Source organism: Prochlorococcus marinus str. MIT 0917, assembly GCF_027359575.1.
In the GTDB taxonomy this organism is placed as follows: Bacteria; Cyanobacteriota; Cyanobacteriia; order PCC-6307; family Cyanobiaceae; genus Prochlorococcus_B; species Prochlorococcus_B marinus_D.
This window is the reverse complement of sequence record NZ_CP114784.1, coordinates 1,425,557-1,441,640: the sequence shown is the minus strand read 5'-3', so window position 1 is coordinate 1,441,640 and position 16,084 is coordinate 1,425,557. Positions and strand designations below refer to the sequence as shown.

Genomic DNA, 16,084 nt, shown 5'->3' with positions numbered 1-16,084 from the left:
AATATAGTCAATGAAAATTATATATGCATAACCTTTTACCAAGGTAAGATCTCACCATTTGAATGCCAGAAGGTTCCTGAGTTCTCAAGTGTAAGTTCATCAATTCTTTGAATTAGTCCTTTAACTGATTCTTTAGGCTGAATGCCATTAGAAGTAAATCCTGTCATTCGAGTACTAACTAAACCTGGATGTAAAATTGCTACCGAAATACCTCTTTGCTTTAAATCCACCGATAAAGATTTGCCCGCCATACATAAAGCAACTTTTGACATCCTATATCCATAAGAACCTCCAGAGCTATTATCCTCTATTGAACCCATACGACTACTTATTAAAGCTATCTTTGCAGATTTATTGAGCTTACTAAGCATAGTTTGCACACAACAAAGAGGGCTTAAGGCATTTACCTTGAATTGATGAACGATACTTCCAGGATCTAAACTAGAAAGAGAATTAAATTCCGAAATGCCGGCATTTTGAATCATTACATCAACTCTAGTATCATTTAAATTATCCCTAAGCCTAACAACCGAATCTCCTGAAGTGATATCAACATTTGTCTCAACTCTTACTGACAAGGAATTCAATTCTGGGGAAGTAGATCTACAAGTAGCAATGACATCTTCTCCTCTATCTTTCAATTGACGGACAAGTTCTAAACCGATACCTCTATTGGCACCTGTAATTAAATAAGTAGACAAAACCAAATTCCAGATCTAACAAGACTAAAATAAAAACAACGAAAATTACTCGAATTGATACAAAATCAGAACGTACAGCTATGAATAATTTTTTCAGTTAAAAAGTCTAATCAATAATCTACATGTTGATAAATAGAATCAGAAAGATCTGTAGAGGGTTCAGAGAGAATATTCGGACCTGACAAAAAAATAAATCTTGATTTACCATGTAATTCTCCAGATAGTCGAATACAGCAAAAGCCTTTTTTAACAACAAGCAATCGCCAAAACTCACTCCAATCAATACATTGATCTAAAATCTCAGTAATATGAAAAGTTTTGTCTGAAGAATTAATTTCAATTTTCAATTTTTCTCGAAAAAAAAAGTATTTTGCTAACCTTTCATTCTTTGAAATTATTTTACCTATATATCTAGTTCTCTTTAGATCATAATCTAAAGTTTGCAGGTAATTCAAAACCAAATCAATATCAATATTACTAAAATCTTGGGTTTTTAAAGTTTTTGTTATTGATAATTCGTTGCTCATACTTAATATGAATTACTTATCTAGATTCTAAATCTAGATAAGTAAAAAAGTAGATTTTCTAAAAGTTTAATCAAAAGAATTAAAATTGATAAAATAAAAGTTCTTAATCAGTCATTTCCTTTTCATAAGAAATATTCTCAGAGCCTCCAATGATTGAATTGAGTGAAAGTTGATAAGCTTTTTCATGAAAACTAAGATCATCTTCTCTTATACATATTTTAGAATCAAACCAATCATCATTATTAAAATAATGAATTACTTTTTTTATTCTATAGCCCAATTTCAGATCTTGACATGCAAGATGTCTCCACTCACCATTTTTCTTGCGATAACCAAACTCAAAATAATAGACACCTTTGTTTATAGGGATAGGAAAAGTAATAGAAGATTGAAATTTATTTACCTGAATTTCTTTCATAATACAAGTTGAATTATTTATATTTCTACTATTGGTTATATCAAATAATCTAATAGCAAAAAAACGACTTTTACTAAAATCAATTCTAAAGTTATCAATCGAACTAATTTCCCAAATACATTTAATATATCCATTTCCTAAATTAATAACTGCTAAATTTGTAAAGCTATTAGTTAATTTATTTAAACTAGTCCACAGATATTCTTTCAAATTTAAATTACGACCAATTTTCATTTTAATTAAAAATTATTACTTAGTATAATTCAAATTTAATTATTTACCGTAATTTTTATTATCTTTAACCTTTTTGGTTATATTCAATACATAAAACAACAAATTAAATAATGGCTAAATAGATACAATAAATCTTAAACAATGAAAAATTTTAATAACTTAGGCTGCTTGAGATCCTTGCCTATCAGAAAGGATGGCGTCAACCAAATCTGAAGTAGACCTTCTTGAGGCAATATTACTTGTCTTCCAATGATTAATTAAAGTTTTCAACTCAATTATCCTTTGTTCTGCAACTTCAATTTTCTCATCATTAGACATCGACATAATAAAATAACGTCTATAGTGTAATCCTAACCTTTTTCAAATATATATCAAGAGACAATTAAAAATAGTGAGCATTCATCATTACTTTCGAATAGCTCAAGCAAAAAAAAGCCAGCTAAGATATAGCTGGCTTAATAATTAATAGATAAATGTAACTATATAAATCTATTAATAATAAAACCCTTCAAGGCAGGAGTAACGGAACCAAAAAGTTTTTTTATTTCCAATGACTCTTGACCAATTGGTAGATGCGACAATGGATCACCTCCTTAAATAAACATATATAAACAATAGCCATAAAAAAAATTTTTAGGTAAATTAGGTGACAATTTCGAAAAAAATAAAGATTTGAAAATGATTACGCCAAATTATGCTTGTTTTCACTCGCAGAGAAAGTCCACCTAATAAGTTGGATAAATATGCGAATTAAAGATAAATTTACAAAATCCCTGAAAATGGGTCTCCAACAATACCTCTAATACTATTCATATGAGTCATTAATTTTTAGCGGTTTAGCATAAACACAAACTCCCAAGGCTCCAACTGTGGGAATTTCTTTTTTTCTTGTATTTATATTAATAGGTTTCATGAATGGAGCCGACTATGATTGGATTAATTCGCCTATTTGAAAATTTTAAAAGAAACAAATCAAGATTAATTGTCTCTTTACTGATCTTTATTTATTGAATCTGATTCGAAAAATAGTTAATAGACGTAAATATTCTAATAACTATTTTTTCTTAAAACTTGTTAGCCAATTAAAAAATGCAAGGTATGACTTGCCCAGTGATAGCGAATACCCCTAAACCTGCAACAATGCCTAACAGCATCAAAACGCTTGGCGCCAGAATTTATGATTGTGGTTAAAAAAACAATAAGAACCTAATTAAGATCACTAAAAGCGAAATACCGAATGAATTAATCTATGCGAAATAATCGAAAGAGATTAAACAAGAATTTCAACTAGAAAAGCGCGAAGAGACAATACGTGGACTAATCAAAAGAATGCTTTGCAAAACAAAAAGAATAGAGAGAATTTCCATCTAGAATAACACAGACTAATACTAGTGTACTATACCTTTACTCTTTCGCAAGTCTCATGGATTCTTAAGTAGAAATAAGAAAATTTTTAACTTAAGCACTTGAATGATATTTAACTTCAACTGAGAAAAGATGAATAAATCAACTTTTAATCCATAAACAAATTAAAAATGATGTTTGATGGCAACCACTAGAGTTTGAAGACTCTAGTCCCTAAGATTTTTGTGAGATCAAAAATTCACCTGTCAATATTTCATACATTTGTATTTACATATAAAACTCGAAATCAAATAATTAATATAAACCAGTTATCTCAGAAAAAAGTGCTTTGTTTTCGGCTGATTCAGAGAAACCTAAAAGAACTTCATACCGTGTCTCTGCTCCACTTGTCAGTTGACCTAACCAATAGTTCAAACCACTTGTATCAGCATCTCTATCTAATACGTTGACGTAAAGAGTATTGACATAACTTTCATTAGAGACATTTACTCCATAGCGCTCTGTAAATTCTGCGGAAGCTAAAAATGATGATGCCACGGCTCTTTCGTCATCTTTACCAGAACTAAAATTACCGATCCAATATCGCAATCCATCGGGATCCGGTAAACGTTTAAATGAGGCGTTATAAAGGCGAAACATTTTTCCAGAATCTGTATTTAAACCCGTAACCTGATCAAATGTTGCTTTAACATCATTGATTAGATTCATATTCTTATCATCAAATTTGAGAATAGATTCACCAGTTAATTCATCAATACCGGTAGCAGTCCCTACGCCATAGTGATCACTACCTAAATCATAAAATTTATAAGTATCACTTGTACCTGAATAAATTTTTTCTGATTGAAATCCTAAGGAATGAATTGGTTTAATTTCTTGACTGGTGATCAATGCACTTTGATCAGCAAAAGTAAGCTTCTCAATATTAGATAATGAATCTATTCCATCAGTTTTCGATAAGCGATTATCTGTAACAGTAACTATTTTATTGGCGATGTCAAAAGTATATTCCGAAAAATTTCCCGAGTAAGTTGCTATGTCATAATCAGCCCCACCATCAATCGTATCGTTTCCACCATTGCCTTGAAAAGTATCATTTCCTAAACCTCCTTTGAGATTATCATCTCCATCAATTCCATTAAGAACCTCTCCTTGTATATCTTGAAGATTGACAATTACATATTGATTTGATTTGTTTCCGTCTGAATCACTAGCAGTTACGATAACATTGAATTTATTTTCTATTTCACTAGGTCTTTGATTGACTATAGCAATCGTCTTAATAGCAAGGTAGTTAGTATTAATTATAACATTTCCTTGCACATTAACCAAGGGTAATTCGGGTATATTCAAATCTATATCATGATAATTAACATTATAAGTTAATTGATTATTTAATAATAAAGGATTTTCAATACTATCACCTAAAAGATGTCCAAATACAGAAAATCCATCATTTTGTGAATCAAGACTTAAGTTATTTGACAAATTTATAAACCACTGAGATGTAGCACTATTAGGCAGTCCTGAAATTTTTGCCATTGCTATTGTACCCATCATATTTGAATTATAAGGTTCATTTATTATTTCACCTTTTGACTGTACTAGTAATGGATGGCCACCAATTTCATTAGATGATATTTCCGGCCAAGTATAAGCTCCACCCTGGATAATAAAATTAGAAACTAATCTATGAATTAAAGTATTATCATACGATTTATCATTTACATATTGCAGAAAATTATTAGCAGTAGTAGGTGTACTTTTATTACTTTCATTTTGGTTATTATAGATTTCTACAAAAAAACTTTCATTGACACTTGTAGTAAAATAATTAGTGGTGAATTTTAATGTCGTTCCATTTAATTTCTTAATTGTTTCATAGTCAGGTAAATCTTTGAAGCTTAATGTTCCAGTATCTTTATCAATAGAAAAAAGACTTTTCTCTCCGCCATTTATAGACCATGAAACTGGCTCATTAGAAGTAAAGGTATAAATTTTCTTATTATTTTCATTAGTAAAAACATAAGTTAATTCTTCTCCCTGGACCCCAGAGGCACCTTGTATTAATGGCGCTGTCATCTTCTTTTACCTTGCATATAAAAAACTCTATCAAGTCATACTATATCCATACGAAATAAAAAAAGTCATGTCGCAAAAAAAAAATGTTTTGGGGACTGAACTTAGATCTTGCAGTTGCAATCCCATGACTGGATGGTATAGAGATGGGTTATGTAGAACAGACATATCTGATCAAGGAATGCATACTATTTGTGCTGTTATCACTGAGCAGTTTCTTTCTTACAGCAAAGCTCAAGGTAATGATCTCTCTACTCCTCAAATAGGATTTCCTGGATTAAAAAAAGATGATCACTGGTGCCTTTGTGCTCCTAGATGGAAAGAAGCATTTGAAGATGGCATGGCACCTTTAATTGACCTTGAGGCAACAGATGAAAGTACTCTAGAAATTATTGATATAGATACTTTAAAAAAATTTTCACATAGAAAATAATAAAATTAGTTCTTGATGTTTTTTATTTGGCGTAAGAAAAAAGAACTCAATATCAAAATCTACAAGCCAAAGCAAAATAGGCAAATAATTGTTGAAAAAGATTTCTTGTAAATTAAAATTAATTCTAAAATTGAATCAATTCAACTTGCACTTAACTTATTTCAAGCTAAAAAGAACAGAATAGATAATTAATCATGCTAACTACTTCCTCTAGGCTGCGAATACAAGAAATATTAAATAGGCTGTCTGCGGGAAATCAAGTAACCCTTGAAGAAAGGATTTATATAAATAAATATGCAACGAAGAATCAAAACGTATCTAGTTGGCTTAGAAAAGCTTCACGTATTCAACGTAACCAACCTGTTGATAATCAAATAGATGACTTACTAAACGGACTTGATCTAAGTTCAGAGGACCCAAACTCAACATACAATCCCGATCGAGATGATCTTGGAGAATGGTTCACTGGAGCACCTTCATGGATCAAAAGAAGCTAGTAATTTAATTAAAATAAACAAGTAAGCTTTTCAAATAGAAAACTAAATATTGAAGTCGAACAATCACGCAGCTTTATCTTTATTTTCTAGCTTTAATAGATCAATAACATTCGAACTGATAGGTTGAAAGTCCTCATCTTTAGCTGAAGCAATAGAATCCTTCATCAAAAGTTTTACAAGAGAAGTAATTGAAGAAGTTAGCAGCTTTAAACTCTCAAAAATATTTCCTAGCTCTTTGGTAATCTCATCTTGATGCTTGCCTTTACTCATTAATGTTGAGAAAGTCCAACCAGCCAAGCCTAAAGCCAACAGAAAAACAACCGTAATCATAATAAAAATAAATACAAATCATGTATATCTACTACTCATAAATAAAGCAAGGTAAAAAAATATATTCTTTGGAATTTTGATATATTTGAAATACCTTATTGCTATTCAGAATGTTCTATGAATCAGCTTATAATAGGTGAAGAATTGAATAGAAGTCAGCCTAGTTAATCATTTTAGCCAATCTGATTGAACTATTCATAGCCGATTCTACTCCTCCACAACTATTGAAATCAAACCAGTCTCCACAAAAACCAATCCGGCTGCTAGAAGACCACTGTAATTCTTTAGGTAATAGGTGATTAAGAGGTTGAGAAGCCCTCCAATCCATTTTATCTATTAGTCTAGCTTGTAAAAATAAATCTACAAACATTTGATAATTCAAAAATAGAGATGACAAAGATTTAATGATTTTATCAATATTAATCTCCAATAGATTATTTATATAATAGCAGTGTAATAATATAATCAAAGATCCATCGGATTGCCTTTGAAAAATAATTCTTTCAAAACTCAAATCCTCTCTAATTACATTTGAAAAGATTATTTGTAAGTACTGTTGATTAAAATTTTTAACTAGTTCCAAGTTTGAAACATATAAAATATATATTTTTCGCTTTATATAAGTTAGTTTTCTTATTTCTCTTAAAACAGAATCTACGACTTTATCTTTGCCTGGGATGAAAGCATCCCTCAACGGCAAAGTGTTAGTCATTAAAATTTCCAAACATCTTGGATGAGCTATTAAAGAACTAGATAAAACAAGATTTATTGATTTAATAATCTTCCCGTTATCAACTTGTATCTCCCATAAATCATTTATTCGTTTTATTGATTTAGCAAGTGTTTGAAATAAAAAATTTATTTTTTTTGGATTCATAGATTGATTAACTATCTCTTCACAAAAATTTTTCATAAAAGGGACACTCCTATAAATTTTATCATTAGTAAATACATTCTTCAAAATACCAAACTCATTCATTATTAAAATATCCTTTGAGATATCTACCATTTTTTTTGAACTTATTAATGGTGAAATTAGTGTCAATATATCTTTTGAAATATGTTTACTAAAACTAATAGAAGGTAGACCATGATCAAATTCAAGAATTTTGTTTTTTCTTGATTTTCTCGTAGTAGATCTTCCACCTAATCTCCTCCCTTGTTCAATTAATAATATAGAAGCATCAGAAAATCTTTGATTAAGAAATGATGCGAACGTACATGCAGATATACCTGCACCTATGACTATACAATCATAAATCTTATTCATTAATGAGGTAAATATAAATCACGGTTACTTGCTATTTCTCCTTCTTCTAGAAAAAATTCTCTTAAGTTAGTCTCTTCATGTTCAGTAAGATAATTACCACAATTCTTTCGGATGCTGGATATTGTATACACCCAAAGATCTTCTATAAAACTTTCATCTTTAGGAAAAGATACAAATTTTAAGTAAGTATTATTTAGTGCGAATTCACTTGATAATTCTGAGGAAAATCCCTTTTCTTTTGCTTCACAAAATTTACTTGCAAATCTTTTACCAACTACATTTTGAGCTGCTGTCAAGTCCAAGTCCATCGCTTGTACAATTTGTGACTGCAAAAAAGAAATTAAACATAATCCTAAAATAAGCATTTGAAAAGATTTTTTTTTAATTATATTCATAATTAAAATTTTAAATTACGTTTTTAGAATCAAATAATAGCTCTTAAAATAAGTAATTTTTAAGAGCTAATTTATTATGATCATATATAATATACTATTACATAAAAATTAAAAAAGTGACTGCAAATGATTTAAACCAGCAAACTATTAGTTTTTCAGTGCAATCATACAAATCACTACCATTTACAGCCATGAATCGGATTGATGCTTATTTTCATGAATCGAACGCGGCAGTAGCTAGGAATACCGATCGATATTTAGAATCATCCTATTCAATTAATCGTTCTACTGTCTTTTCTTAAGCTTTGCGGATAATAATGCATTATCTAACTAGGACTTTTTTGCTCTACCTGATAATTCAATTATTACTCTGAAAATCATTTAACCTTTTCAAGGTATATTCTTATTGCATATAGTTGATTATCATTTACTTATATACAAGAAAACTCTAGCAAAATGCATATCAATACAATTTTACTTTTTCTTTTAGTCATAGCTGCTTATCTAAATTTATTTTTAACGTTTAATAAAAAACAGCAGAAGAAAAAAACAAAACTGCCCATATCATCTAAAGAGTGGCGCGCAAAAGTAGAGGATGATAATTTTAGATCATGGCTTTCCAATCGAGAGAGATTAAAAGATAAAAGAAAAGGAGATCCTAATCAATAGAAGTTAGTGCTTTCCTAGATTTAATTAAGATTAAAACCTACTTTCATCGCTCTATAAAATTTTATAAATTCTCACTATCTAATATTTTTTACGTTAACTAGATGTTCCAGTAAAACAAAATCCATTCTTAATACAAAAATCATAGGCAAATAATTTCAATGAGTCTGGCATTTCCTGCCATTGCATTTCTTCCAGTTTGTTTAATTGATCTAAACTTAAACTCTCTTTAACTTCATATGCCTCCATCATTCTGGACCAGCTTGAGGAAAAGCTATCAAGATAAAAAGCTTTCTGATTCTTATTAAAAAAATTAATTATATCTTCATTCGTAACTACTTGCCTAGAAAGTTTCTTATAGTGTTCAAATTCTGAGGACCAATCTGGTGTTAGGTTTTCAGGCATCAAGGACAATATTTAATACATCATTGTAATTTACAAAATGCATAATTATAAGTGTAATGACCAAATGAACATAATGATTCAATTGAAAATTCAACTTTCTCCTTCATCACTTGGTTAAAGGTAATCTAATAAAAATACTTGATGACTTGTTATCATCTCCAATTTATCTTCTATGAAATTGAGTGAATACAGAAGTTTGTCGCATCTATGCAATACACTTCAGTCGGAAGTAGCCAATTATAAAAACTCTCAATTTTTTTAATACAGTAAATAAATAAGATTAGCTATACTAATCTCTATTGCAGTAATTTGTTTCGCATCAGATATGAACGAAGAGTTATTGATTGTCCTATGCAACTGAGGAGTTTAGAGGGATGTCGATTAAAAATTGGTAAATATCCACCATTTACTTATAACGCTTATGGGGGTGGAGGCAAAGCGACATTACTTACAAATCAGACAAATAATCTCATACATATAAGTTTTTCATCTAAAACGTTTTCAATTCCTCCTCTTACTTCAAAAACAACAAAATTTTTATCTTTTCCCTTACCACCAGGTTTCAAGATCAAAATGTTTATGGATAAGCTAGAAGGAACTATTGATAAGAATTCTGGAGAAGTATTATTGAAATTTGAATCCAAATTTCTTTTTAGCATTGGAGCTATGCTTAATTTTCCTGAGTTAATAGTTCAAAGCCTTCTCAAAACAGGACAAGTAAAAGGTAACTTACATATAGGAGAAGGTATGGTTCTTCAAAGCAATGGCAAAACCAAGCTCGTGGGAGTTTCTATAATTCCAAAAACTGGTAATAAAATTTTAGATACCTTTCTTGGCCTTCCAAATGAGGCGTTTGCAGAACTTAAATGCGAAATTAAATAATCAATTTAATTTCCTAATATCTCCTATTCCTAATCGAACTTAATAAGAATAAAATTAGATGTTAATTAGAACATCATAATTGCAGTATTATCGGCAAACATAACTCAGATTTTTTGATAGAGATTATATTTCCTTTAGATTCTAGAAAAAGTTTCTCAATTATATAATCTTTAGAAAGAAAGATTTGATTCCTCTTTCCAAAGAGTCTACTCATAATCCAACAAATATTTTCCTTATAAGATTTATCTATTTTTTGATGAGGCTTGCTATTAAAAAAGAGTTTTCACTATGGTATTAGTATACTTTCAATAGCTATTATAGATTTTCATGAATATTGGTTCTCAAGAGTTTTTTTGAGTGATTTGTCAATACAACATTTAAATTACTTTTTGAAACTAGCAAAATCATTTTCAACAAGACATAGATAAAAGACCATAAAGCTCAATAAAGCTAATTAGTGTTAAAAAACAGCAAAATACTAAAATCTATGGGCGATTCATTCAGAAACATTTACAAGCTTGATTGAATTTGTTAAAAATTATCTAGTTAAATAGAATCTCTGTGTCATTATCAATCACCGTATTTCCGATATCACAACGGGAAAAAGATTTTAAGCTACATAAATCGAATAGCAAAAGATCTCTAAAATAAAGCTGCTTTGCAAACAAATATTATTACAACAGATAGAACAATTACTACATCTTTCTAATCCAATACATCTACAACTCAATAACGTATGAATCCTCATCTACCAATCATTCCTTCTCCAAAATCAAAAAAGAAAAAGCTAGAAAATAGTAGAATTCATAAATGGACCCTGTTTTCTCTTTGTTTTATAACTACTTTAGTAGTCGTGAGTTTAATTAAAGAGTATCTTCCATTACTTGCTTCTGCACTTGGGCTGCTTTTTGTATGGAGTCAAATGACTAAACCAATAGCAGAGATAGAAACTAAATCTTCTAATGACGAAAACAACCAATTAAATTTATTCCATAGGCAATACAAAATTGGCAGGAAGTATTCCAAAATAAAAAAAGAATTACAAAAAAAGGATGATCCAAAAGTTGCATAATATAAATCACTTTAAAGCGTTTAATCAATGTATAAAGATGAGCCTGAAAAGTGTAATGCCAGAACAAATGATGTACCGTATTATCTATAACCTACGTGTTCGTTGTTGTTTAGTTCAGGAAGGGAATTGACAAGCTACACAGACATGTAAAAATCGATTTATTAAACCATTGCTTGAGCCTCCATGGTTACTCTTTGTTTTTTGCTCTGCTTGCAAATCATCATCATCACTGCCACGAGTATTTAACTAAATGGCAAATTTGGAACACGCACGTCTTGAACTCACAGAATCACAACTACTTAGCATTAAGGATCGAATTAAAAGCTGGAGTACAAAGGAGCAAGTAATAGACATAATGAGATGTCGATATGGTCGAATAGAAGATCCAGCTGCATAAAAGGCTCCGAAACGAATCATCAAATAAGAACTCATTCTGCTTTCTCTTACTGAAAACTCACCTACAAGTAAACAACTGAATAAATCATTAAAGTAATTCAGACTAATAACGTATTAGGAAAGCATAAAATTCGTACAACGCCCTATTGCAATCATTGACTACTTAAGTAAAGCTTTATTTATAATTATAAAGTCAAATGCCTGTTGAGTTCTACTTCTTGGTTATTCCATTCTGCGTTATTCCTGTATTTCTAGTCTCTCTCGATTACTTAAATAAAAGTACTGAATTAAAGAGGAAAAATTCTAATGTAATTGAATTTGATAAATTCGTAAAACGTAAAGAAGAAGGTGATCCTGTAGACAGTGATATCGCTAAACTATTAGCTATTGATAAAATTGCGGCATAAATTTATTTTCTAATGTTACTTATTTTTTGATACTTACTAGTTTCAATACATCCCCAAGCCTTGCACCCTCATGCAACCACTCTCTCAATTCTTCACTAACTGCTAATTGATCGAACTCATTAAGTCTTTCAGCTCGGATCATATGTAGCTACTAAAAAGGCGGCAAGGCTGATAAGCATATTTGGGAAAGTAAGGCAACAACTCAATTGCAAATCCAACCATAAACAAAGGCATAAAGCTATTCATCAAAACATACGCTGCATAAACAATTACTGGAAAACTTAGACACGTTTAAAATTGATACGTCTACTCCTCGATTCGTTAGTCCATAGTTGAGCAAGAGGAATATATTCTATTCCTGTTTAGGGGATAATTTATCGATTTTAGATTGTTGGATTTGTAGTTTTTCTCTTGCTTTTTTTGCAGCTCCATAAGTAGTCCTAACACTATAAATTATAAAAATTGCATTAATAGCTCCGACTAAAATAATTCCAACAATAATTTTATTAATGCCCTCAGGTGAACCTAAATATTCCAACAGAGTTTCTTGATCAAACATCTAATGTAAAATGAGTCTTTCAAATATCAGAGCAACGAAGACTCCTTTAAAAAAACAAGCCAAAGCAATCCATACTCTCTTATACCCAGCTTATTTTGATACCAAGCAATTAGCCGCTTATGCATGCCTATAGGTTTCATTCTGATACCTCAATAATTTCATAATAGGGACGGTCCCCATAATCAGCATCAGAACAACAAACATCAGCATATATTCCCTCTAATAAATCATAAGCCTCGTCATAGCTATTAAATGATTGCTCAGTAATATCATCAGACACTTTGTCATGCCTGATAATTTTATAAGTCATGAGAATTGATTAGCTTGATAAAAGTGTTCCAAACAATCCTGCAAAAGCAGAAAGAATAAAAATTGCCACGATAATAATTGCAATAATTTTAGACATGATTTTCATCTAACATGTAAATAGGTACATAGTTTAATCACTAAAACGCAAATGCTTACGGACTGCTTGATGAACATTCCATTTAGACTTCATTCCTGCTAGGAAAACAACTAAATCAACTTAACAAAAACTCACAAGTCCACCTCTATCAGGAGTTAGCGTAACTTCACCTTCAAGCAGCAAGCAAATGTCTTTATCATCATAAGTCCAATAAAAAAATCACACTTCACAAAACCAGATTGGCCTGTTTTTATTCCTAATTCTTCAACAGTCCTTGCAGGGAAAGGAGAAGCAACTGAAATAACCAGGAGATACAAACATAATGGTCTTCTTTTTAGCTCCTCATGGAAGCAGTTATCTAATAGCTCCTAACATTTTTGACAAAAATTTTTTAAGACGTATGACCCATAAAGTAAGAAGGTTAAAAACATACAAATATTAGTTTTATATGTCATAATCGATTACAAATTGGTGGAACCTTTTAGATGGGAAAAGGTCCTACTAAAGAACGAGCCTTCGAATTTATTCTTAGTGAAAGAGGGGTGAGTGAGAAAGATATTGGATGGGTACTATCTAAACTAGATAGTCAAGAATATGTTCTTGATGAATGCCATTATTTGGCGAGAATACTGAGCAAAGAATCTGAAACGAATGCAAGAGAAATTTTTATTAATCATTATTTTGCTCTCAATATGAAAGGTGTGAGTAATGAAAATAAACTCAACGATCTCTTTCAAGAATGTATAGATAAAAAGAAAATGTGGACATTACTTGAAAAGAACTTAGGAGCTATTTGTATAAAACTTCCAGATGCAAGTATATATGGTGAATCATATTTATTCATATGTGGCCCTAATAAAAAATGTCCAGAGGTCAACAACACTGATTCATTCGTATTCTTCTCTCAAAATGAGATAGCAATACCAAGAAAGCAGAATCCTTTAGAAATGAGCTCACTTCGATTGGCTGGATAAAGAAGACAAATGAATCTAAGGATTAATACTAAGCTTGAAATACCAACTAACGAAATAAAGTGGAGATTCTCTAGATCATCAGGAGCAGGTGGTGAGAACCTAAATAAGACAGACAGTCGAGCTGAAATAGTATTCAACGTATTTGAATCAAAAGCCTTATCGCCATTCAATAAGCATAGGATCTCAACTCAAGATAAAGTCAAGCTAATAAATGGTTCTATTTGTATAGCTGTTCAGGATAAGAGAACCCAATATCAGAACCGACAATTAGCTTTAAGTAGACTGGCTTCAACCTTGCGGGACCTTTTAAAACCACCTCCCAAGAAGAGAAAGAAAACCATTCCTACACGCTCATCACAGATGAAGAGAGTTGAGTCAAAAAAGAAACGAGGTGAAATAAAAAGAAACAGACAATCAAAAATAGATTATTGAGCCCTAAAAACTTGCGAAAGCAAAACCTTTGAGAGGAATAATCGAATTATGCTTCAAAGAATACATAAAAGATTTCATGAGCAATATGAAGTATAGAACAGAAATATGGATACCAAATCAACCAGGTCTAAAGTCATCGTTAAAGAGATGATAAGTTTTCTTAATCTATGCTTGTAGTCAAATATCTCATTCGTTTTATTGGCATAGAACAATATATTAATTAATGGATTCTGCTAATCAAATCCAATCTCTCGTGGACCAAGTCGAACAGAACCCAGAATACAAAATTAGCGAGCGAGAAGCTAAGGGGTTCTTGTCCGAGCTTAAGCGACTCACGAAAGATGATACAACAAATATGCCTCCATTAGTTGTGATCATAATGGCCTATATCAACATACTTTTTCCAGAATTAGATGAAGTTAATGTCTGTGATAATACAAAATTGAAAATTTAATTTAAGTTTTTGCAGTTCTTCGAGATATATGAGAAAAGTTTCGTCTAAACAATGAATCAGACTTGGGTTCATGTTCGCTAAACTTTGCATCAATCAAGAACAGCAAAGAAAGAATCTATCCAACATAATCATTGATTGAACACTTTATTGCTTTAAGACGTGGAATAGGTTTTCATAGACATTTCAATTCAAAATGAACTCTTCATTCCCGACTGGGAGGAGGTCAACAATGAAAGTTGAAGTTTCTTGTTTCGTTGGAGGGATGGTCATCAAAGAAATAGTGCATGTAGAAAAGTTTGAGGATGCTGATAAGGTCGCAAAATCAAACAATCCCTTTTGCAGAGTGGTTAATAGAAAGGTATTGATGAAATGAATAGGTAGCAATATGAGTCTTCCTCCGCATTTCATAGACAAAAAAAACAAAGAGGTTGTCTTTCACATCAAAGGCGGTCATCCCGTGACGATGGCAATTCCTAATTGGATGAAATCTTTCCCAGATCACTACAAGGGTGTTTCTTGTCGCTGTGAAGAAACCTTCTACAAGTTGAGGGCAAAAATCAATGACTGAAAAAATAGAATGGAAACAAGAACTTCTTGACTCAGAAAAATTCAATAAGAAACAAAATAACCTACTAAAGAATGGTGCAAAATCATTAACTGAAAGTTGGTTGATTGGTGCTCTCTACATCAGATGGAAAAAGTTAAAAGGTATTCGCGAACAACCTTCACCCAATTGCAGTTCAAGTTTCCAGGAGTGGAATAAAAAAGTTGAAGATGCAGACGTATGCCAGTCTTGATAATTGGGTGGAGTATTTACAACAAACTCCCAGAGGAGGAGCAAAAAAAGTTTGCATTAGTTGAGCGATATAGAACTGAGTATTTTTACGAGTGCTATGAGTATGAAAATGCGAAGGGGAACAAGAATTATGAATGGAGTGATCGATGCTTTAAGAATCAAGAGGAATTATTGGAGTTCTTCGGTTATGAAATGATCGAAGACTTAAATGCAGATGCCGTGTATGCAAAAAGAGTCGAAACGTTTACTGATGAGTATGAAAAGGAGTTGATGAAATTCTGTGATGCTGGTAATCAAATAAAAGTAATGGGCGCAAACTAATAAAACTCTTTCTAAAACTAATCACGCTTTCAAATTGTATAGCCAGTATTAATACGCATTGAAAT

Annotated in this window: 26 protein-coding genes; 14 read left to right on the top strand and 12 right to left on the bottom strand. The window is 31.1% G+C overall.

Annotated features, from left to right (window positions below):
• Nucleotides 1-35: 35 nt before the first annotated feature.
• The 5 genes from O5637_RS08050 to O5637_RS08030 form a co-directional block, all read right to left on the bottom strand.
• Nucleotides 36-701: an SDR family oxidoreductase gene (locus O5637_RS08050; protein WP_269604058.1), complete on the bottom strand. Its 666-nt coding sequence runs from the start codon at nucleotides 699-701 to the stop codon at nucleotides 36-38.
• Nucleotides 702-811: 110 nt separating this feature from the next.
• Nucleotides 812-1,228, bottom strand: coding sequence for a hypothetical protein (locus O5637_RS08045; protein WP_269604057.1), 417 nt, complete (start codon nucleotides 1,226-1,228; stop codon nucleotides 812-814).
• 103 nt (nucleotides 1,229-1,331) lie between these two features.
• On the bottom strand, nucleotides 1,332-1,880 hold the full coding sequence (locus tag O5637_RS08040) for a DUF4912 domain-containing protein (RefSeq protein ID WP_269604056.1): 549 nt from the start codon (nucleotides 1,878-1,880) through the stop codon (nucleotides 1,332-1,334).
• A gap of 159 nt (nucleotides 1,881-2,039) precedes the next feature.
• On the bottom strand, nucleotides 2,040-2,198 hold the full coding sequence (locus tag O5637_RS08035) for a hypothetical protein (RefSeq protein ID WP_269604054.1): 159 nt from the start codon (nucleotides 2,196-2,198) through the stop codon (nucleotides 2,040-2,042).
• Between the two features lie 1,341 nt (nucleotides 2,199-3,539).
• Complete coding sequence (locus tag O5637_RS08030; protein ID WP_269604052.1) at nucleotides 3,540-5,327, bottom strand: DUF4214 domain-containing protein; 1,788 nt, start codon at nucleotides 5,325-5,327, stop codon at nucleotides 3,540-3,542.
• A 67-nt stretch (nucleotides 5,328-5,394) separates the two neighbouring features.
• Here O5637_RS08030 and O5637_RS08025 point away from each other — a divergent pair, with 67 nt between their 5' ends.
• On the top strand, nucleotides 5,395-5,757 hold the full coding sequence (locus O5637_RS08025) for a DUF2237 family protein (protein WP_269604050.1): 363 nt from the start codon (nucleotides 5,395-5,397) through the stop codon (nucleotides 5,755-5,757).
• 194 nt (nucleotides 5,758-5,951) lie between these two features.
• Nucleotides 5,952-6,254, top strand: coding sequence for a hypothetical protein (locus O5637_RS08020; RefSeq protein WP_269604048.1), 303 nt, complete (start codon nucleotides 5,952-5,954; stop codon nucleotides 6,252-6,254).
• A 63-nt stretch (nucleotides 6,255-6,317) separates the two neighbouring features.
• Here O5637_RS08020 and O5637_RS08015 read toward each other — a convergent pair whose 3' ends face one another.
• The 3 genes from O5637_RS08015 to O5637_RS08005 form a co-directional block, all read right to left on the bottom strand.
• On the bottom strand, nucleotides 6,318-6,584 hold the full coding sequence (locus O5637_RS08015; RefSeq protein ID WP_269604047.1) for a hypothetical protein: 267 nt from the start codon (nucleotides 6,582-6,584) through the stop codon (nucleotides 6,318-6,320).
• 160 nt (nucleotides 6,585-6,744) lie between these two features.
• Nucleotides 6,745-7,854 carry an NAD(P)-binding protein gene (locus O5637_RS08010; protein WP_269604046.1) on the bottom strand — a complete coding sequence of 370 codons (1,110 nt, stop codon included), beginning with the start codon at nucleotides 7,852-7,854 and terminating at the stop codon, nucleotides 6,745-6,747.
• Nucleotides 7,854-8,249, bottom strand: coding sequence for a hypothetical protein (locus O5637_RS08005; protein ID WP_269604044.1), 396 nt, complete (start codon nucleotides 8,247-8,249; stop codon nucleotides 7,854-7,856). The genes O5637_RS08010 and O5637_RS08005 overlap by 1 nt, the downstream gene beginning before the upstream one ends.
• 116 nt (nucleotides 8,250-8,365) lie before the next feature.
• Here O5637_RS08005 and O5637_RS08000 point away from each other — a divergent pair, with 116 nt between their 5' ends.
• Nucleotides 8,366-8,551 carry a hypothetical protein gene (locus O5637_RS08000; RefSeq protein ID WP_269604042.1) on the top strand — a complete coding sequence of 62 codons (186 nt, stop codon included), beginning with the start codon at nucleotides 8,366-8,368 and terminating at the stop codon, nucleotides 8,549-8,551.
• A 154-nt stretch (nucleotides 8,552-8,705) separates the two neighbouring features.
• Nucleotides 8,706-8,918 (top strand): hypothetical protein, encoded by a 213-nt coding sequence (locus tag O5637_RS07995; protein ID WP_269604040.1) that lies wholly within the window; start codon nucleotides 8,706-8,708, stop codon nucleotides 8,916-8,918.
• Between the two features lie 93 nt (nucleotides 8,919-9,011).
• Here the strand turns inward: O5637_RS07995 and O5637_RS07990 are convergent, their stop codons facing one another.
• Entirely contained in the window at nucleotides 9,012-9,320 is a 309-nt protein-coding gene (locus O5637_RS07990) for a hypothetical protein (protein ID WP_269604039.1), read from the bottom strand.
• Between the two features lie 351 nt (nucleotides 9,321-9,671).
• On the opposite strand from O5637_RS07990, the gene O5637_RS07985 reads away from it, so the two are divergent.
• The 4 genes from O5637_RS07985 to O5637_RS07970 all read left to right on the top strand — a co-directional run bounded on the left by O5637_RS07985 (nucleotide 9,672) and on the right by O5637_RS07970 (nucleotide 12,077).
• Nucleotides 9,672-10,202 (top strand): hypothetical protein, encoded by a 531-nt coding sequence (locus O5637_RS07985; protein WP_269604038.1) that lies wholly within the window; start codon nucleotides 9,672-9,674, stop codon nucleotides 10,200-10,202.
• Nucleotides 10,203-10,938: 736 nt separating this feature from the next.
• Nucleotides 10,939-11,274 (top strand): hypothetical protein, encoded by a 336-nt coding sequence (locus O5637_RS07980; RefSeq protein ID WP_269604036.1) that lies wholly within the window; start codon nucleotides 10,939-10,941, stop codon nucleotides 11,272-11,274.
• Nucleotides 11,275-11,524: 250 nt separating this feature from the next.
• On the top strand, nucleotides 11,525-11,671 hold the full coding sequence (locus tag O5637_RS07975; RefSeq protein ID WP_269604034.1) for a hypothetical protein: 147 nt from the start codon (nucleotides 11,525-11,527) through the stop codon (nucleotides 11,669-11,671).
• A gap of 196 nt (nucleotides 11,672-11,867) precedes the next feature.
• A complete protein-coding gene (locus O5637_RS07970) occupies nucleotides 11,868-12,077 on the top strand; it encodes a hypothetical protein (RefSeq protein ID WP_269604032.1) in 210 nt (69 codons plus the stop codon).
• Between the two features lie 19 nt (nucleotides 12,078-12,096).
• Here O5637_RS07970 and O5637_RS07965 read toward each other — a convergent pair whose 3' ends face one another.
• The 3 genes from O5637_RS07965 to O5637_RS07955 form a co-directional block, all read right to left on the bottom strand.
• Nucleotides 12,097-12,219, bottom strand: coding sequence for a hypothetical protein (locus O5637_RS07965; protein ID WP_269604030.1), 123 nt, complete (start codon nucleotides 12,217-12,219; stop codon nucleotides 12,097-12,099).
• Nucleotides 12,220-12,429: 210 nt separating this feature from the next.
• Nucleotides 12,430-12,636, bottom strand: coding sequence for a hypothetical protein (locus tag O5637_RS07960; RefSeq protein ID WP_269604028.1), 207 nt, complete (start codon nucleotides 12,634-12,636; stop codon nucleotides 12,430-12,432).
• A gap of 136 nt (nucleotides 12,637-12,772) precedes the next feature.
• Nucleotides 12,773-12,946, bottom strand: coding sequence for a hypothetical protein (locus O5637_RS07955; RefSeq protein ID WP_269604026.1), 174 nt, complete (start codon nucleotides 12,944-12,946; stop codon nucleotides 12,773-12,775).
• A 581-nt stretch (nucleotides 12,947-13,527) separates the two neighbouring features.
• Between O5637_RS07955 and O5637_RS07945 the strand changes: the two genes are divergently transcribed.
• From O5637_RS07945 to O5637_RS07920, 6 genes are all read left to right on the top strand, one after another.
• Nucleotides 13,528-14,016, top strand: a complete 489-nt coding sequence (locus O5637_RS07945; protein ID WP_269604024.1) for a hypothetical protein — start codon at nucleotides 13,528-13,530, stop codon at nucleotides 14,014-14,016.
• A gap of 9 nt (nucleotides 14,017-14,025) precedes the next feature.
• Nucleotides 14,026-14,448, top strand: a complete 423-nt coding sequence (gene arfB, locus O5637_RS07940; RefSeq protein WP_269604023.1) for an alternative ribosome rescue aminoacyl-tRNA hydrolase ArfB — start codon at nucleotides 14,026-14,028, stop codon at nucleotides 14,446-14,448.
• Nucleotides 14,449-14,671: 223 nt separating this feature from the next.
• Nucleotides 14,672-14,902, top strand: coding sequence for a hypothetical protein (locus O5637_RS07935; RefSeq protein ID WP_269604021.1), 231 nt, complete (start codon nucleotides 14,672-14,674; stop codon nucleotides 14,900-14,902).
• Between the two features lie 193 nt (nucleotides 14,903-15,095).
• Nucleotides 15,096-15,275, top strand: coding sequence for a hypothetical protein (locus tag O5637_RS07930; protein WP_269604019.1), 180 nt, complete (start codon nucleotides 15,096-15,098; stop codon nucleotides 15,273-15,275).
• A gap of 187 nt (nucleotides 15,276-15,462) precedes the next feature.
• Entirely contained in the window at nucleotides 15,463-15,699 is a 237-nt protein-coding gene (locus O5637_RS07925; RefSeq protein ID WP_269604017.1) for a hypothetical protein, read from the top strand.
• Complete coding sequence (locus O5637_RS07920) at nucleotides 15,687-16,019, top strand: hypothetical protein (protein ID WP_269604015.1); 333 nt, start codon at nucleotides 15,687-15,689, stop codon at nucleotides 16,017-16,019. The genes O5637_RS07925 and O5637_RS07920 overlap by 13 nt, the downstream gene beginning before the upstream one ends.
• Nucleotides 16,020-16,084: the final 65 nt, after the last annotated feature.

Coding starts and splice junctions, on each gene's coding strand:
- O5637_RS08045 (WP_269604057.1), bottom strand. CDS start 1,228: ATGAGCAACGAATTATCAATAACAAAAACTTTAAAAACCCAAGATTTT.
- O5637_RS08040 (WP_269604056.1), bottom strand. CDS start 1,880: ATGAAAATTGGTCGTAATTTAAATTTGAAAGAATATCTGTGGACTAGT.
- O5637_RS08035 (WP_269604054.1), bottom strand. CDS start 2,198: ATGTCTAATGATGAGAAAATTGAAGTTGCAGAACAAAGGATAATTGAG.
- O5637_RS08030 (WP_269604052.1), bottom strand. CDS start 5,327: ATGACAGCGCCATTAATACAAGGTGCCTCTGGGGTCCAGGGAGAAGAA.
- O5637_RS08025 (WP_269604050.1), top strand. CDS start 5,395: ATGTCGCAAAAAAAAAATGTTTTGGGGACTGAACTTAGATCTTGCAGT.
- O5637_RS08020 (WP_269604048.1), top strand. CDS start 5,952: ATGCTAACTACTTCCTCTAGGCTGCGAATACAAGAAATATTAAATAGG.
- O5637_RS08015 (WP_269604047.1), bottom strand. CDS start 6,584: ATGATTACGGTTGTTTTTCTGTTGGCTTTAGGCTTGGCTGGTTGGACT.
- O5637_RS08010 (WP_269604046.1), bottom strand. CDS start 7,854: ATGAATAAGATTTATGATTGTATAGTCATAGGTGCAGGTATATCTGCA.
- O5637_RS08005 (WP_269604044.1), bottom strand. CDS start 8,249: ATGAATATAATTAAAAAAAAATCTTTTCAAATGCTTATTTTAGGATTA.
- O5637_RS07995 (WP_269604040.1), top strand. CDS start 8,706: ATGCATATCAATACAATTTTACTTTTTCTTTTAGTCATAGCTGCTTAT.
- O5637_RS07990 (WP_269604039.1), bottom strand. CDS start 9,320: ATGCCTGAAAACCTAACACCAGATTGGTCCTCAGAATTTGAACACTAT.
- O5637_RS07985 (WP_269604038.1), top strand. CDS start 9,672: ATGCAACTGAGGAGTTTAGAGGGATGTCGATTAAAAATTGGTAAATAT.
- O5637_RS07980 (WP_269604036.1), top strand. CDS start 10,939: ATGAATCCTCATCTACCAATCATTCCTTCTCCAAAATCAAAAAAGAAA.
- O5637_RS07975 (WP_269604034.1), top strand. CDS start 11,525: ATGGCAAATTTGGAACACGCACGTCTTGAACTCACAGAATCACAACTA.
- O5637_RS07970 (WP_269604032.1), top strand. CDS start 11,868: ATGCCTGTTGAGTTCTACTTCTTGGTTATTCCATTCTGCGTTATTCCT.
- O5637_RS07965 (WP_269604030.1), bottom strand. CDS start 12,219: ATGATCCGAGCTGAAAGACTTAATGAGTTCGATCAATTAGCAGTTAGT.
- O5637_RS07960 (WP_269604028.1), bottom strand. CDS start 12,636: ATGTTTGATCAAGAAACTCTGTTGGAATATTTAGGTTCACCTGAGGGC.
- O5637_RS07955 (WP_269604026.1), bottom strand. CDS start 12,946: ATGACTTATAAAATTATCAGGCATGACAAAGTGTCTGATGATATTACT.
- O5637_RS07945 (WP_269604024.1), top strand. CDS start 13,528: ATGGGAAAAGGTCCTACTAAAGAACGAGCCTTCGAATTTATTCTTAGT.
- arfB (WP_269604023.1), top strand. CDS start 14,026: ATGAATCTAAGGATTAATACTAAGCTTGAAATACCAACTAACGAAATA.
- O5637_RS07935 (WP_269604021.1), top strand. CDS start 14,672: ATGGATTCTGCTAATCAAATCCAATCTCTCGTGGACCAAGTCGAACAG.
- O5637_RS07930 (WP_269604019.1), top strand. CDS start 15,096: ATGAACTCTTCATTCCCGACTGGGAGGAGGTCAACAATGAAAGTTGAA.
- O5637_RS07925 (WP_269604017.1), top strand. CDS start 15,463: ATGACTGAAAAAATAGAATGGAAACAAGAACTTCTTGACTCAGAAAAA.
- O5637_RS07920 (WP_269604015.1), top strand. CDS start 15,687: ATGCCAGTCTTGATAATTGGGTGGAGTATTTACAACAAACTCCCAGAG.